The organism is Pseudomonadota bacterium, assembly GCA_026388215.1.
Lineage (GTDB): Bacteria > Desulfobacterota > Syntrophorhabdia > Syntrophorhabdales > Syntrophorhabdaceae > JAPLKF01.
Window position 1 is genome coordinate 1 of record JAPLKF010000143.1, and the last position, 15,884, is coordinate 15,884.

20 protein-coding genes are annotated in these 15,884 nt (G+C 39.8%); 16 read left to right on the forward strand and 4 right to left on the reverse strand.

The window, feature by feature from the left end; genetic code table 11:
* Nucleotides 1–178: 178 nt before the first annotated feature.
* The 10 genes from NTU69_08520 (at nucleotide 179) to NTU69_08565 (ending at nucleotide 6,143) form a co-directional block, all read left to right on the forward strand.
* Nucleotides 179–1,186 (forward strand): hypothetical protein, encoded by a 1,008-nt coding sequence (locus NTU69_08520; protein MCX5803555.1) that lies wholly within the window; start codon nucleotides 179–181, stop codon nucleotides 1,184–1,186.
* Between the two features lie 422 nt (nucleotides 1,187–1,608).
* Nucleotides 1,609–1,917 carry a helix-turn-helix transcriptional regulator gene (locus tag NTU69_08525; protein MCX5803556.1) on the forward strand — a complete coding sequence of 103 codons (309 nt, stop codon included), beginning with the start codon at nucleotides 1,609–1,611 and terminating at the stop codon, nucleotides 1,915–1,917.
* Between the two features lie 372 nt (nucleotides 1,918–2,289).
* Nucleotides 2,290–3,195, forward strand: coding sequence for an AAA family ATPase (locus NTU69_08530; protein ID MCX5803557.1), 906 nt, complete (start codon nucleotides 2,290–2,292; stop codon nucleotides 3,193–3,195).
* Nucleotides 3,182–3,334, forward strand: coding sequence for a hypothetical protein (locus NTU69_08535; protein MCX5803558.1), 153 nt, complete (start codon nucleotides 3,182–3,184; stop codon nucleotides 3,332–3,334). Before NTU69_08530 ends, NTU69_08535 begins: the two co-directional genes overlap by 14 nt.
* Nucleotides 3,331–3,564 carry a hypothetical protein gene (locus NTU69_08540; GenBank protein MCX5803559.1) on the forward strand — a complete coding sequence of 78 codons (234 nt, stop codon included), beginning with the start codon at nucleotides 3,331–3,333 and terminating at the stop codon, nucleotides 3,562–3,564. Before NTU69_08535 ends, NTU69_08540 begins: the two co-directional genes overlap by 4 nt.
* An 83-nt stretch (nucleotides 3,565–3,647) precedes the next feature.
* Nucleotides 3,648–3,923 (forward strand): transcriptional coactivator p15/PC4 family protein, encoded by a 276-nt coding sequence (locus tag NTU69_08545; GenBank protein ID MCX5803560.1) that lies wholly within the window; start codon nucleotides 3,648–3,650, stop codon nucleotides 3,921–3,923.
* Entirely contained in the window at nucleotides 3,924–4,220 is a 297-nt protein-coding gene (locus tag NTU69_08550; protein ID MCX5803561.1) for a helix-turn-helix domain-containing protein, read from the forward strand.
* Nucleotides 4,221–4,508, forward strand: a complete 288-nt coding sequence (locus tag NTU69_08555) for a hypothetical protein (GenBank protein MCX5803562.1) — start codon at nucleotides 4,221–4,223, stop codon at nucleotides 4,506–4,508.
* 262 nt (nucleotides 4,509–4,770) lie between these two features.
* Nucleotides 4,771–5,010, forward strand: coding sequence for a helix-turn-helix transcriptional regulator (locus NTU69_08560; protein MCX5803563.1), 240 nt, complete (start codon nucleotides 4,771–4,773; stop codon nucleotides 5,008–5,010).
* Nucleotides 5,011–5,012: 2 nt separating this feature from the next.
* The gene (locus tag NTU69_08565; protein ID MCX5803564.1) at nucleotides 5,013–6,143 is read left to right on the forward strand and encodes a site-specific integrase; all 1,131 of its coding nucleotides are present in this window, start codon (nucleotides 5,013–5,015) and stop codon (nucleotides 6,141–6,143) included.
* Between the two features lie 65 nt (nucleotides 6,144–6,208).
* Here NTU69_08565 and NTU69_08570 read toward each other — a convergent pair whose 3' ends face one another.
* Nucleotides 6,209–7,261 (reverse strand): radical SAM protein, encoded by a 1,053-nt coding sequence (locus NTU69_08570; GenBank protein ID MCX5803565.1) that lies wholly within the window; start codon nucleotides 7,259–7,261, stop codon nucleotides 6,209–6,211.
* A gap of 188 nt (nucleotides 7,262–7,449) precedes the next feature.
* Here NTU69_08570 and corA point away from each other — a divergent pair, with 188 nt between their 5' ends.
* Nucleotides 7,450–8,517: a magnesium/cobalt transporter CorA gene (corA, locus tag NTU69_08575; protein MCX5803566.1), complete on the forward strand. Its 1,068-nt coding sequence runs from the start codon at nucleotides 7,450–7,452 to the stop codon at nucleotides 8,515–8,517.
* Nucleotides 8,518–8,539: 22 nt separating this feature from the next.
* On the opposite strand, the gene NTU69_08580 is transcribed toward corA, so the two are convergent.
* Nucleotides 8,540–9,643 (reverse strand): DUF362 domain-containing protein, encoded by a 1,104-nt coding sequence (locus NTU69_08580; GenBank protein MCX5803567.1) that lies wholly within the window; start codon nucleotides 9,641–9,643, stop codon nucleotides 8,540–8,542.
* Nucleotides 9,644–9,724: 81 nt separating this feature from the next.
* Between NTU69_08580 and NTU69_08585 the strand changes: the two genes are divergently transcribed.
* Nucleotides 9,725–10,903 (forward strand): acyl-CoA dehydrogenase family protein, encoded by a 1,179-nt coding sequence (locus tag NTU69_08585; protein ID MCX5803568.1) that lies wholly within the window; start codon nucleotides 9,725–9,727, stop codon nucleotides 10,901–10,903.
* Nucleotides 10,904–11,104: 201 nt separating this feature from the next.
* Here NTU69_08585 and mnmA read toward each other — a convergent pair whose 3' ends face one another.
* Complete coding sequence (gene mnmA / locus NTU69_08590) at nucleotides 11,105–12,160, reverse strand: tRNA 2-thiouridine(34) synthase MnmA (protein ID MCX5803569.1); 1,056 nt, start codon at nucleotides 12,158–12,160, stop codon at nucleotides 11,105–11,107.
* 101 nt (nucleotides 12,161–12,261) lie between these two features.
* Between mnmA and NTU69_08595 the strand changes: the two genes are divergently transcribed.
* Nucleotides 12,262–13,545 carry a S41 family peptidase gene (locus NTU69_08595; GenBank protein ID MCX5803570.1) on the forward strand — a complete coding sequence of 428 codons (1,284 nt, stop codon included), beginning with the start codon at nucleotides 12,262–12,264 and terminating at the stop codon, nucleotides 13,543–13,545.
* 80 nt (nucleotides 13,546–13,625) lie between these two features.
* Here the strand turns inward: NTU69_08595 and NTU69_08600 are convergent, their stop codons facing one another.
* The gene (locus NTU69_08600; GenBank protein MCX5803571.1) at nucleotides 13,626–14,021 is read right to left on the reverse strand and encodes a thioesterase family protein; all 396 of its coding nucleotides are present in this window, start codon (nucleotides 14,019–14,021) and stop codon (nucleotides 13,626–13,628) included.
* A 140-nt stretch (nucleotides 14,022–14,161) separates the two neighbouring features.
* Here NTU69_08600 and NTU69_08605 point away from each other — a divergent pair, with 140 nt between their 5' ends.
* From NTU69_08605 to NTU69_08615, 3 genes are all read left to right on the forward strand, one after another.
* Complete coding sequence (locus NTU69_08605; protein MCX5803572.1) at nucleotides 14,162–15,379, forward strand: FprA family A-type flavoprotein; 1,218 nt, start codon at nucleotides 14,162–14,164, stop codon at nucleotides 15,377–15,379.
* 128 nt (nucleotides 15,380–15,507) lie between these two features.
* Entirely contained in the window at nucleotides 15,508–15,639 is a 132-nt protein-coding gene (locus NTU69_08610; protein MCX5803573.1) for a rubredoxin, read from the forward strand.
* A gap of 115 nt (nucleotides 15,640–15,754) precedes the next feature.
* Nucleotides 15,755–15,884, forward strand: a 130-nt coding sequence (locus NTU69_08615; protein MCX5803574.1) for a rubrerythrin family protein, incomplete at its 3' end; no start/stop codon positions are given.

A 15,884-nucleotide genomic window follows, 5' to 3' on the forward strand; every position in this document is an offset into this window, starting at 1 on the left:
TCATTCTTCCGCACAAAATTTTCAATTTTTTTATCAATTCTACCATCAGGTAGAACCATATAATGTTTTTGAATCACCCACCCCTTCATAGCCATGAGGTGGAAGCACAATTGATATTCTCTGTTAGAGCATTTTCTATTAGTAATACCATAATAAAGAGAATAAAAGGAGGTATAAAATGGACGATACAGAAGAAATCATAGAGGCAAAAAAGGTTGTTTCAAGATATGAAGACCGCATAAGTAGACATGGCGGTGACTCACTGGAAAATATTATGCAAACATACTTTGAGACCATATTGTATATGGGATATAAAATAATGCTTAAAAGACCAGGAGAAATAATCCCCATGGTAATCAAAGGGAAAGAGGAAAGAGACTTCTTTTTTATGATATTAAGAAAAGTAGACCTGCCGCCAGACATATGTGCTATTGTCGTCACACCAAGCGGAAGAGAAAAGATAGGTCCTCAAATAGATAAAAATGTAGATTTGTTTAACAAGGAATCAAGTATGTTAGTCATCAGCCACTACCAAAAAAGAGATAGAGTTTTTCATGTCGCACTCCCGGGTCTATTATCAATCGGTACAGATATTTACGAAGACGGTAATTTAATCTGTAGCTATGACTATAACACCATAGATGAGTGCCTGAATGAACTCTCTAAGATAGTTTGGAATTATCTTGGTCCAAAAGAAGCCCTATCAAAAGAACAGATAATTCAATACACAGAAAATTGGTTTGCAAAATCAGAAGATATATTCTCCCTTAAAAATATACCCGTGCATAAGGAATTTAATTATCTCTACCACCCCGAACTAATTGGGATGACCCTTCCAAAGGCATTATTGAAAGCAATGGCAGCAGCCTTGCTAAAGAAAAACGACCTTGACAGGGTAATCTATAATGCAAATGACTTTAGCAAAAGTTGCCCAAATCTTAACTTACCTGTTGTAACTAAAAAAGGAATTATGAAAAATATCTATCCAGAATGTAAAGCTCTACTGGGCCAGATTTTATCAGAATTGGAAGTAATGTTTGACGTGCTGGAAAGCCTGCCTGACATTGAGCTTGCATATCGTAGACTTTGGAGACCTGAATATAATAGAACTATCTTTGATAAAACAGGCGCTGAAATATACCAGACCCTTACAGGACAGCCATACCCGGGAAATCCGACGGCCTGATCATGAGGACGTTCAGGACTACCCGTTAGAATACTTCAACGTCTTTTTCTCTATCAGGGTTCTTTTCTATCAGGGAAACCGCTAATTCATTATCCAATTGCTTTAAGTCTATTTATATCCTTTTTTAGGATAGGTCAGTCAAAGCTAAATTAAAAACAAAAAAAGGTAATACATATATAGAAAGAAAATTTATAAAGGAGGTAGCAATATGAAAAAGTATTTCAGGTTTTCGGCTAACATCGGAAGGACAAGGACGTAATAGAGTATTTGCAAAGCATCCCCAGGATACTCAGGCCAGAACTGGTTGTAGGAGCTGTAAGGTTTGTCATGTAAAACACGGACCTGTATCTCGCTAAAAAGACTGAGAAAATTGCTAATCAATCTTCAAAGAAAACAAGTACCTCGCAAGAAGGAAGTAAGGAATGACCATGTTACATAATAACAATCTCAAAAAGGTTAATAAAAACCTTTCAGCACCAGCACAGGCACCTGAGATAGCCGAGGTAGAGAAAGAAATAGAAAAAAGGGCAAGGCAAGGGGCGCTACAGAGTTCTCTTGATGGCAGGAAAATAAAAAGTTTGCGAATGCAAAGGAATATCTCTCAAGGACAATTAGCCCACTATTTAGGGATTACAAGGCGCCACCTATCAGATATAGAAAACCAGAGGGTCTCACTTAAAAATAAGTATGCTGAGAAGATTGCAGAGTGGGTGAGTAGCAATGAGGGGTAGCAATGTGAACTTTTACCTAACCAGCTACAGGAAAAACCTAACCAGCTGCAGGAATGTGAACTTTTTCTGTTTTGCAACCCTTTGTAATCAAAAAGGAAACGAAGATGTCAACTTTTCTAATAGGTTTAATAAAACTAACAGGAGTTCACATGTCAGTTGGTGCCTGATAGGTGAGTACCAACTGACATGTGAGTACCTACTAAAAAATAAAAACCTTTTCCATAAACCCATTATTAGTAAAGACAAAACCCCACAGTTTAGTGCACATACCTTATTGGGTGAGTATACAGTAGCTCACCAAATAGCAAAGAAAACCCTTAATCCCTCTTCCAACGACACAGAGGGATTAAACATTAATAAGGAGGTCTTGTGATGTTAAATAAACCCGAAAGAACTGTTAAAGAATGGCAGGTTAATCGGTTGGTAACCCTGCCTGATGCTCTGCCTAAAGTGCTCTCTGACATAAAAAACAGGCACAAGGCTATTTCAGAACGGGGCCTTACGGTAGTAGGTTTACCCACAGGTATCAGCAAGCTAAATGACCTGTTGGGTGGTTTTCAACCCGGGCTTCATTTATTAGCAGCTGAACCAGGCGAAGGGAAAACCACCTTTGCATTGCAGGCAGCCGCTCACGTTGCACAGATGGGTTATTCTGCACTGTTTATAAGTTTTAAAGAATCTCTGTATAGGTTAATCCCTAAGGTTCTCTGTATACAGAAAGGACTCATAACAAAAAATTATATGGACGGTTATGGCGACCCCAGGGACATAGAACAGGTGGTAAAAGAATATGGTCAAAAATTGGAACCCCTATATTTTATTGAAGGAACAACCGGATTGACAGTATCTGATGTAAAGGAAGGGGCACTTCAGATAATGACGAAAAAGAATACCAATAAATGTCTTATGGTAGTGGATTATTTGCAGAGATGGGCATCTAACAAACGAGAATTTAACGACTTCCGACACGTAGTTTCAGCATTAGTCGGTGAATTGCAGGAGCTATCCTTGAGACTTAATATCCCCATTCTTGTAATATCAAGTCAAAATAGGGTAGGGCAAGGGAGCGCAAGTCTGCTGAGCCTTAAGGAAAGTGGTGACCTGGAATATTCAGCGGATACGGTGATGTTTTTGGTGAAGGCTAAAAGGAGAACGGTCATCTCGCCAGTAAGGGCAGTTGGCCTCGTGATTGAAAAGAATAGATATGGAGACAAAGGCAGGGTAGAGCTTATATTCAGGTCTGATATAGGAATTTTCAGGGTGAATGATGAACATTGAAGGAAAAGAACAGGTCTTTTTCTCTATTTGGAAACATAAGGTTTTTGGAAAGAGGAAGATGGATACCCACCTGCCTGCGCAGATAGGTAATATTAATAAAGATGAAATTTATGACATTGACGAAAGGGACATACTATGACTGTAAAATTCGTTGTTACCGGTACAGTAAGAAAGCGGACATCAAAAGGCATAGTCGAATTGAAGATGGGCGACCCCTTCACTCCAAAAAAGATTGAGTCTGTCAGGGGGCTAATCGAAGCAGGCAAAGTAAGACCAGCAGAACCTTGCCATATTTGTCATGAGTACCGATGGTGGCTATCCATCTACGGGGTTTTGGTGTGTGGATATTGTCACCCTCCCGGCGGATAGGGGGCTGGTTAAGCAGGAATACATTCCTGCCTGGCGGCAGACAGGAATCAATCAGGGGGAAATATTTTAAAAGGAGGCATAACATGTCAAAACTAATCGGCGAAGTCGAGAAGAACCAAAAGGAACGGATCAGGGTAAGTCTTGCGGAGTATCAGGGTTACCTGTCTGCCAGCCAAGCAGGCAAGTATGTTGATTACCGGGTGTATTTCAGGGATGATAAGGGCGAATGGTTTCCGACAAAGAAGGGTGTTACCTTCAACGATGAAGCTATCGACGAGGTAATCCCACTGTTGCAGAAGGCTTCAGGGGCAACCCCCCACCCCAACCTGGGGAACGAAGCGGGCACCGAGGGTGAATGAATGAAGATTGAGTTTGAACCCTCAGACGTCCAGGCAATAGCGGAAAGGGTTGTTTCGCTTATCAAACCTTTGTTGAACAACACCAGGCAAAAGGATACTATCCTTGATGTCCAGGGACCTTGTGCATACCTTAAGGTCACGCCTAAATGGATACACGAGCGCGCACACCTGAAAGAGATACCCTATTATAAGGCAAGTAATAAGGTGTTACGCTTCAAGAAGTGGGACATTGACAAATGGCTTGAATCTCTCAAGACCCCCCTACCACTTTGTAGATATTATGAGGGATTAGATTAAATGGGTAGTTTTTTGTTCCCACGGGGCTTGTACAAGGCCTATAAGGATATGAAATGCATGGACATGACTAATACCCTTCATGGCATAGGAACCTTTCTCAAAACACCGCTTTTTATGATGTTCAACGAGTCAATCACAGGCATAAAGCGGGCATACACCTTTATAAGAATAGAACCATTAAGGTTTTATAGAGACACACTGGATATGCAATCCCATGCGGGCATAGGACAGGCAGAGATGCTGAGACCCTTTTTAATATGTCCAAAACTGGCCATGGATAATAGGTAGAGCGTGAAGGAAGCACAGGAAAATAGATATATCCGGAAGGATCAGCTAAGACCACAAAAGAGATTATTCTCCTTACAGGATACGAGCATCTACTTAGGACGGTCCTTAAACTCCGTCCGTCAAATGTTATGGGACGGCAAGATACCCTTCATCAAGGACGGTAAGCGGGTTTTTATTGATGTACGAGACCTTGAGATATGGATAGAGCAGAGCAAACAAACCTCAACTTTTTAAATTATTCTCTTGACATTATATAGATAATATGTCTATACTTATATATAAGATGATACCACGACAATTACAGAAATGGAGACAGGTAAACGGTATAAGTCAGGCTAAACTTGCCAAGCTGTTAGGCGTGGATGTTATGACCGTGAGCCGTTGGGAACGTGGTGTTGTTAATATACCGTCATTCCTACATCTTGCTCTTGATGTGTTGGAGTGTAAAGCAAAGGAGGTGAAAGAAGAAAAGGGTAAACGGAAAAGGAAAAGGAGGTGTTAAGCATGGGAAGTATTTACAAGCAGCACAATCAAAAAACAGGATGGGAAAGTAAATACTGGTATATCAAGTATTACCGGAACGGCAAGCCATACCGTGAAAGGGTACAATCAGAGAAAAGAAGTGATGCCGAAAAGACCTTGAAGCTTAGAGAAGGTCAGATTGTGTTAGGAACGTTTTCGGGTCTCAGAGTAGAAAAGATTCTCTTTGATGAACTTGCAAAAGACTTGATTACAGATTACACGATCAACGGAAAGAAATCGGTTGAAAGGGTACAATTTTGCATTGATCATCTTAAACGATGCTTTGAAGGACACAGAGCTAACGATATAACAACCGATAAAATCAAAGAATATATTGCACACAGGCAGGAAAAGCAAGCAAAGAACGGCACAATTAACAGGGAACTCTCAGCATTAAAAAGAATGTTCTCTCTTGCCGGGCAGTGTACGCCTCGAAAAGTAACACAAGTGCCATATATCCCTATGCTTGAGGAACGCAATGTTAGAACGGGATTTTTTGAGGTCGGGGAATATCTCAAACTCAAGAATGCCTTGCCGGATTACCTCAGGCCTATTTTAATCATGGGGTATCATACGGGCATGAGAAAAGAGGAAATCCTATCATTGACCTGGAAACAGACAAACATCTTTGACAAAAAGATTACCCTTGAGAGGACAAAGAACGATGAACAGCGGGTTATCTATCTCACAGGTGAACTGTATGAAACAATCCTGAATCAGAAGAAAAGCAAGGACGAGAGATACCCATTATGTCCCTTTGTGTTCTTCTACAAGGGCCACAGAATCAAAAGTTTTCGGAAAATATGGTATAAGGCCTTTGAGACGGCAGGGATCGAGAGAAAGCTATTTCATGACTTGAGAAGGACGGCAGTGAGAAATATGGTTAATGCTGGCATACCGGAAAAGACGGCTATGAGGATTTCAGGACACAAGACACGCTCAGTATTCGACAGGTACAATATTGTCAATGAAGAAAATCTTAAAGATGCGAGTGAGAAGCTTGCAATGCGTTACGAAGAACACAAAGAACTTATCGAACAGGCAGGCGACGGGCATAATACGGGCATAATTTCGCTTGTGAAATATGAAAAGGAAAATGCTTATGTTCAATAACCCTATGAGAATTAAAGGTAATTGCGAGAGAGGGGAGTTGAACTTTTACGGTTATTCACTGCAGTTTATGTCCAGTTGTCTGTTTGCGGCTGGGGTAACTGGTAGGACATAAGATGCTGTATATATTTATCAAATCTATCTTCGCCATTTTTCTCTAATCTTTCAATCTCCGGAAGAACCTGATTCAGCAAACCCTCATTATAGACCACATCAATTGGATAGTATCCAAAGGAGGAACGCCGCAAAAGGGAATAGACCTGTTTTTGCTTTTTGGTGAGCGAAAGAAACTTATCGAGTTGTTCAAGCATAGCCGCCTTTTTTTCATCAAGGCATCCGTCTACCTCCATTAAAAGGTTCAAACTGAAATCAGCACAGGAGAAATAGCTGTGCATCTCGTCAAGGTGAGAAACGAGCAGGCGAATCTCAGCCACAATTTCTTCATCAGTCATAGGCACGAATGTACCTTCCTCAACCATCTTTTGCATGGGTGATTTCGGGTGCATTGCAAAGGTACGAACCCTTATGAAATCGGGTTTAATGGCGTTGAGCAGTTTTGCTGTTTCAATGGCGTGTTCTTCACTCAGGGTGCGTCCCCCTATGCCAGGCATGATGTATTCAGAGAGTGATATCCCTGCTTCCATAACATGTGTTCCCCCGATGACAATATCTTCCGGGGTAATCCCCTTTTTTATCATCTTTAATACCCTGGATGAGCCGCTTTCCATGCCGACATGAATCCTTGTTAAACCAGCTTCCTTAAGTTGTTTCAGCTCTTCAACACCTTTTCTCTTTAATGTTGGGGCCCGGGCGTAGGATGTTATCCTTTCAATATCCGGGAACTTAAGCCTGAGATATTCAAGAACAGCCAGCAAATCAGTTGTTGGCAAAAGCAGGCTATCAGCGTCCTGCAAAAATACTGATTTGATATTTGTATGGCCTTCATATTCCTTCGCTATATTGTCAATGTCCCTTTTAATCTCATCAACCGTTCTTCTTGAGAATTTTGTTCCTTTATATGCAGGACAGAAGACACACTGGTTCCAGGGACAGTTTCTCGTTACCCGTAATAGAAGGCTATTTGCTTCGCTTGGCGGTCTTATAACTCCCTGTTCGTACATTGTTTCTCCTTAAGTTACTAATTGTTATCCTATTAAATATAGGTCCTTATTGGTTCAGATTCAAGATGACTTCGTGAAATATAATGCCAAGAAGGTCGAAAAATTTATTTGAAGGTTTTTGGCAAAGTGGTACAATTAGAAATCTTATCAGTGTCATCTTTGGTAGGATTAAGTGAGAGAGGTCAGGTATGGAATCAAAGGTTTTAAAAAAGCGGTCAAAAAAGACTGGTCTTCCGCCAGGTACCCTTGTACATATTGGAGAGGAAAAAACAGAAAGCGTAAAGATTACAATTCTTAACTACAATGAAACTCAATTTCAAGAGGTCGAAGCAAGTAAGGTTGAAGAATGTCTGCCCTTCAAAGATAAGCCAAATGTCACCTGGATAAATATAGACGGCATCCATCAGGTAGATATCATAGAGAAGATAGGTCATTACTTTAATCTCCACCCCCTCCTGCTGGAAGACATAATGAATACTGAGCAACGTCCCAAGATGGAGGATTATGGAGATTACATTTTTGTTGTTATGAAAATGCTTTCCTATGACGAAAAGGATGGTGAAATAAAGGCTGAGCAGATCAGTTTGGTACTCGGCTCAAACTATGTCATTTCATTCCAGGAGAGGGAAGGAAATGTTTTTGATTCAATCAGGGGGAGGATGAAAAACGAGAAATGGCGCATTAGAAGAATGGGCGCTGATTACCTTGTATACTCTCTGATAGATGTAATTATTGATAACTATTTCACTATTTTGGAGAAACTCGGGGAAAAGATAGAAGACCTTGAAGACGAACTGGTGGTGAACGTAAGACCGGAGACATTACGGTCTATTCACAATTTAAAGAGAGAGATGCTCTCTTTACGTAAATCGGTTTGGCCACTGAGAGAAGTAGTAAATGGTCTGGAAAGAGGGGAATCATCACTAATTCATGAATCCACGTATGTGTATCTCAGAGATGTGTACGATCATACAATCCAGGTTATTGATACGATAGAAACATTCCGGGATATGCTCGCAGGGATGTTTGATATTTATCTTTCAAGTATCAGCAACAGGTTGAATGAGGTTATGAAGGTATTAACCATTATTGCTACAATATTTATTCCGTTGACCTTTATAGTGGGTCTTTATGGTATGAATTTTGAGTATATGCCAGAGCTTAAAATGCGCTGGGCCTATCCTGCTGTCCTGATTTTAATGTTAGTTATAGCCGTCACGATGCTGGTTTATTTCAAGAGAAAAAGGTGGTTTTGAAGAAATAGACATTTGGTCTGTTTTATATCTTTACCAGTGTGTATGCTCTTTCACCAAGGCCTAATTTTTCAGCATGGTTGAGTTGAATATTCCAATCTATAGATGGGTAAATAGCCCTCCATTTATCTTCACCCTTTTTTAGTATCTTCTTGATGGCAGTATTTGGAATCGATTCCTCATTGTTTACAAGATCGCACGATGCAGCATCTATAGATACAGGGTCAAGTGATGCAAGGATACCGATATCTCTCACTATGGGGGCATCACTATGGGGATAGCAGTCACAGGCAGGGCTTATCTGTATGAGAAAATTTAAAAAGAGTGACCTTTTTTCTTTTCCCTTTAAGGCGCCAAACGCATATTCCGCCATCTTTTTTTGAAAAGAGTCAGGTGATTCGTCCCATTGGATTTCAATTGCCTTGGTTGGGCATATAATAGTACACTCCCCACAGCCTATACATTTTTTCTCATCAATTGATGCCTTTTTTTCCATAATTGAAATTGCCTTTGCCGGGCAGTACTCAAAACACAATTTACATCCCTTGCAATTTTGAGCGTTTATTTTCGGTGCAACCCCGCTGTGCTGCACAAGTTTTCCCTCCCTTGCTGCGCAACCCATACCCAGATTTTTCAATGCCCCTCCAAATCCTGAAAGTTCATGGGCCTTAAAATGCGTCACAACAATCATGCTATCTGCATTCACAATCTCCCTGGCAATACTCACCTCTTTAAGGACCTTCCCGTTTATCGGGACCTTCACACTGCTTGAACCTCTAAGCCCATCAGCTATTATAAGGGGGCAACCAACACATGCATAGTCAAAGCCATTCTGTATAGCTGTTGATAGATGAGAGACAGCGTCACTACGAGAACCTGTATAAAGGGTGTTTGTGTCTGTAAGAAAGGGTTTTGCACCAATACCTTTGACCTTCTTTACTATGGTCCCTAAAAATACAGGTCTTAAGTATGCCGTATTGCCTTGTTCCCCGAAATGGAGCTTTATTGCTACGAGGTCGTCCTTCTTAATCCTGCTATTCATTTTTATTCTATTCAACAGGTCTTCAATTTTATTAAAGAGGTTCCTTTTTGGTGTTGCCCTTAGGTCTGTATAGAATACCTTCGACATAGCATCTCCTTTTTTGTTTAATTTATAGAGAAATTATGTTAGAAATAATGCAGTTTTGTCAACAAAAAGGAGGTTGGATGGATGTTAAATCTTTCTGAAAAGCATGGCATGATCCGGATGATTGCAGAGAAAGTGGCTAAAGAAAAGGTAGCCCCAAGGGCTAAAGAGATAGATGCAACAGGTGCCTTTCCATGGGACCTTGTGGATATTTATAAGAAACAGGGTTTTTTATACCTTATGCTACCTGAACGATTTGGTGGACTTGATGGAGATATCACGTCCCTTTGTCTTGTTATTGAGGAGCTCGCAAAGGTATCAGGTGCAGCATCTCTTATACCGCTTGCCCATAATGTTGGATTAATGCCCGTAATGGTTGCAGCAAACGAAGAACAGAAGGAATATATATACAGTAAAATTGCCGAAACTGACAAGCCGTATCTCGTTGCATTTGCTTTAACTGAGCCCAATGCAGGTTCTGATGCATCCCGTATGACGACCAATGCGGTGAAAGATGGCGATTACTATTACCTGAATGGGAAGAAATCAATGATAACGAATGGTGCGAATGCTCAGATATATACGGTATTTGTTAGTACAAATCCAAAACTGAGGATAAACGGCATATCAGCATTTTATGTTGAAAGGGATTATCCCGGGGTAATTATAGGTAGGAGTGAAGATAAAATGGGAATGATAGGCTCTGACATAACAGAGCTGACATTTGATAATGTGAGACTTACAAAAGATAATTTACTTGGGAAAGAGGGCAATGGATGGGATATTGCAATGACAACATTAAACCTGTCAAGGCCTGCTGTTGGCGCTCAGGCTGTGGGTTTAGCTCAAGGTGCCCTGGATTTCTCTACAGAGTATGCCTGGAAAAGGGTTCAATTTGGCCAGAAATTAGCAGACTTTGAGGGAATTCAGTTTATGATTGCAGATATGGCTATTCAGGTTGAAGCTGCCCGTGCACTCGTGTATGATGTCTCCCATTTGCTTGACATGAAGGTATATGAGAGGGACAAGATGAGTGCCATCGGGGTTGATAAATTGTCAGCTATGGCAAAGGTTTACTCGTCAGATGTTGCTATGAAGGTTACAACCGATGCTGTGCAGATTTTGGGTGGATATGGGTATACAAAAGAATACCCTGTTGAGAGGATGATGAGAGATGCAAAGGCCACACAGATATACGAAGGGACAAATCAAATACAGAGGATAGTGATAGCAAGGGATATATTCAGGAAATTCATGCCATGATTAAGGCAGCAAAATAAGCTTTCAGCTTACTAAGTTTGGAGTTTTCAGTTCGGTGTTCGGAGTATAAATAAACAATAAAACTCCGAACTCTTAACTCCGAACTCTTAACTGCTTTAAAATTATTTCATCTTTTCTATAAATTCAAAAACAGGGATGGCAGCGAGGGATACAAATTGAACAGTTCCTCTTGCTCCGTACTCATTACCGCATACTGCTTGTAATCACTCCTCCACAGACTACAGTATCTTTGTTATACAGGACAACTGATTGCCCTGGTGTTATTGAGTATACAGGGTTATCAAAATCTACCTCTAAGGTGTTATGAGAGATGGTATATTTGCATGGCTCTTCTTTCTGCCTGTATCGAACCCTGCCGGAAATATTCATACTGACAGGACTTAATAGATTCAATTCATTTGCGATGACCCTTTTTCTTTTCAGATACTCCTTTGGCCCGACAATTATTGTATTTTCATCCGGTTGGATTTCTACAATGTACAATGGTTCTCTATACGGAATATTCAGCCCCTTTCTTTGACCAATTGTGTACAGATGTATACCATTGTGGTACCCCATAAACTTTCCGTCTATTAGATAGACAGGCCCTTTCTTTAACTGCACAAATTTTGATAAAAAATTTCTATAATCTTTTTCCGGGATGAAACATATATCCTGACTCTCCTTTGTTCTATTTATATTCCATCCTATTTTATCGGCTTTTTCTTTTACCTTTGCTTTGGTGTATTCGCCGAGGGGGAAAAGGATAACATTTAGCAGGTCTTTGTTTATAGGGTATAAAAAGTACGACTGGTCTTTTATTTTGTCTTTGCCTTTTTTTAAGAAGTAGTTCCCTGATATTTCTTCGATGATTGCATAGTGACCTGTGGCAATTTTTTCACCCCCAATAGATAAAGCCTTATTGATAAAAGAAGAAAATTTTATATATCTGTTACACAGGATGCATGGGTTCGGGGTTCTCCCTTCTTTGTATTCCTGTATAAATTTTTCTATAACGTAGCGCTCGAACTCTTCCCTTAGATTTATTACATAGTGAGGAATAGAAAGGTCATCCGCAATCTTTTTTGCCCTGTGAACGGCTTCAATAGAGCAGCATGCCTTTGGATTTTTTATATTTTTTATTGTTTCAGGCAGTAGTTGAAACGTAATCCCCACTAAATTATAGCCTTTTTGTCTAAGGAGATATGCAGAAAATGAACTATCTATACCTCCGCTCATGGCAATAAATACTGTTTCCATTACATAAAGAATACCACATTTTAAATAGAAAAACAGGAACCCTCAATTCCCATTGAAAGTTTGTATGCATTATAGTATTATCAAAAGAGGAGGGCATGTAGATGAGTAAAAAACTGAAGATATTCTTAAGCGTGGTATTCGTATTCATATTTATCCTTGGGTTTCTTATTGGCGCTCAGGGTAAAAGAACGCTTACAAGTACTGATGACAAGGAGATATATGAATATTTAAAGACATTCTCAGATGTAATAGATATAGTGAAAAAAAATTATGTTGATGAGGTTAAGGATAAAGAGATTATTTATTCTGCTATAAAGGGTATGCTCGAATCACTGGATCCCCATTCTTCCTTTTTGCCACCTGATATGTACAAGGATATGCAGACAGAAACGAAAGGTGAGTTTGGAGGTATAGGCATTGAAATTACCATTAAAGATGGTTTTCCAACGGTTATTGCCCCGATAGAAGACACCCCGGCATATAAAGCAGGTATAAAGGCCGGTGACCATATAATCAGGATCGATGGTAAACCGACGAAAAACATGGGTCTCATGGCTGTGGTTAAATTGATAAGGGGAACGAAGGGCAAACCGATTAATCTTACTATCATGAGGGAAGGGTTTACCACACCAAAAGATTTCAATATTGTACGGGATGTTATAGTTGTGAAAAGTGTAAAATTTAGGATGTTGGAGGACAATTATGGATATTTAAGGATTGTCCAGTTTCAGGAAAAGACAGCAAGAGATCTTGATAACGCTTTAAAAGAATTAGAGAAAAGCAGTAAGGAAAAACCTCTTAAAGGTATTGTACTTGATTTGAGGAATAATCCAGGTGGCCTTCTTGAGCAGGCTGTGGAGGTTTCCGATAGGTTCATTTCAGATGGTCTTATTGTCTCGATAGAAGGTAGAAAAAAAGAAGAAAATAAGATGAAATTTTTCGCTCATAAAAAAGATGATTTTACAGGTCCCCTTGTAGTATTAGTAAATGAGGGAAGTGCAAGTGCTTCAGAAATAGTTGCAGGTGCTCTCCAGGATTACAAAAAGGCTATTATTGTGGGTGCCAAAACCTTTGGTAAGGGTTCTGTTCAGACCATCTTCCCCCTTGGTGATGGCTCTGGAGTGAGGCTGACAACTGCAAAGTATTTCACACCTAAAGGCAGATCAATACAGGCAGAAGGTATCACACCAGATATACTTGTTGATAATAACATAGTGAAAGGGAAGGAAAGGGTGATTCCTCTGAGGGAAAAGGACCTTATTGATACCGAGAAGAATATGAAAAGATTAGAGGGTTTGGATAATAAAAATATTGAAGGTGAGGATTTTCAATTATATATGGGGCTTCAGATATTAAAGAGCTGGGAGGCCTTGAGAGGGAAATAGAATATAGTAGGAAGTAAGGAGTAAGCAGTAAAATCAGAAAAGGAGAACGAGAGACCTTTTTTCAACTTACTACATTCTGCTTACTGTTTACTTAGATTTCTTAAGAGTTTTTCCTTAAAACCCTCGGGAATTCTTTTAGGTTTACCGGTTCCATCAACACATACCATCTTTGTTTCACCTTTTGTGGTTGGTTTGTCATCTTTGAGTACAATGTGGGTCAGAATAAAATATGAGTTTTTTATTTCTTTTATCGATGTTTCCACATTTATAATATCCCCATATTTTAGTTTTTCAAGCAGGTCTATGAATGCTGTCTTAACAATCACATAAGTACCTGATTTTTCCCAGTCAGGAAGTGCAATGCCGATAGACATTAAATACTCGAACCATGATTTTTCGAATAACTTTAGGTAGTTTGCAAAATATACTACACCACCTGCATCAGTATCCTGGTAATATACCCTTGTTAAATACATCTGTTTCTCATAACATTTTGTTATTAAATCGTCAATATTTGATGTGCAGACTGAGGGGGATAAAGAGAATAATCACTTGATATTTTGAGCCTATTCATTTATTTTATTGTATTCTATAGCAACGATTCAAGGGAGGAAATATGAAAGCCATAGAGATAAAACCTGATATTTACTGGGTTGGGGCGATAGATTGGGGTATCAGGGATTTTCATGGCTATCTTACGCCAAATGGAACAACATACAACAATTACCTGATTAATGATAAGCAGATTACTCTTATTGACACAGTAAAACATGAATTTACTGCTATAACTATTGAAAATATAAAGAGTATTATAGTTCCATCAAGCATAGTTAATCTCATAATAAACCATATAGAACCAGATCATGCAGGCGGTATTGATATTATTATGAGACTTATACCAAAGGCCACAATCTATATAACGGAGAGAGGGAAAAGGGGACTCGACAGACATTATGATACATCAAAATGGAATTTTAAAATTGTAAAAACAGGCGATATCCTGAATATTGGTAAATACAATCTGTTATTCCTTGAGACACCGATGCTGCACTGGCCTGACTCTATGGTTACGTATGTGAAGGAGGCTAAACTTCTTATCTCACAGGATGCATTTGGACAACACATTGCAACATCAGCAAGGTTTGATGATGAATTTGTGGAATGTGCTTCACATTTTGAGCTTGAGGATGCCGTGGTTGATTATTATGCAAATATTCTCATGCCCTTTGGTCAGCTTATAAAAACAAAGATAGGAGAGATTGTGAAGCTTGGACTTGAGATTGATATGATTGCTCCTGACCATGGTATCATATGGAGGAAGGATCCAGGAAAGATATTACAAATGTACCTTGATATGGCAGATGGAAAGGCAGGTTTAAGGGTGGCAATCATTTATGATACTATGTGGCATAGCACTGAAAATATGACAATCCCGATTATGCAGGGAATTAAGGATGAAGGCGTTGATTGTAAGGTTATTAAGCTCAGGGCAACACCGATGAGCATTGCTATTAAAGAGTTCTGGAAATCAAGGGGATGCCTCATTGGGACCCCTACAATTAATAATGTCATGTTTCCGTCGGTATCAGAATTTTTGTATCATCTGGGTGGTTTGAGACCTAAAGGTAGAATTGTAGGTGCCTTTGGTAGCTATGGATGGGGTGGTGGTGCTGTGAAAGAGGTATGTGAAGCATTCAAACGTATGGGGCTTGAAATAGTGGAACCAGGGGTTCAGGTTTTATATAAGCCATCAGCTGAAGATGAAAAACAGTGTTATGAATTTGCAAGAGAATTTGCGAAAAAGGTGAAAGAATATCATGAGAAGTACATATAACGAAGGACGAGGGACGATAGACGAGGGGCGCATTTAAAATCGTCCTGATGAGCGAAGCGAATGGTCGTCCGTCGTCCTAACGAAGTGGTCATCCTTCATCTTTTTATATTAATATGGAGGTGTTAATTATGTGGAAGTGTTCAATTTGTGGCTATGAGTATGATGAGAAGACAGAGGGCACACCCTTTGAAAAACTCCCTGATGACTGGCGGTGTCCTGTTTGTGGCGCACCTAAAGATGCATTTGAGAAGGTGAAATAGAAATGCACGAAGGACGAGGGACGATAGACGAGGGGCGCATTTAAAATCGTCCCAATGAGCGAAGCGAATGGTCGTCCGTCGTATTTAAGCGGTTATTAAAACAAGGAGGTGTTAAGTGTCAAAAACAGAAAAAAATCTTAAGGAAGCGTTTGCAGGAGAATCACAGGCTAATAGAAAATACCTTGCCTTTGCTAAAAAGGCAGAAGATGAGGGTTACAGGCAGGTTGCGAAGTTATTTAGAGCTG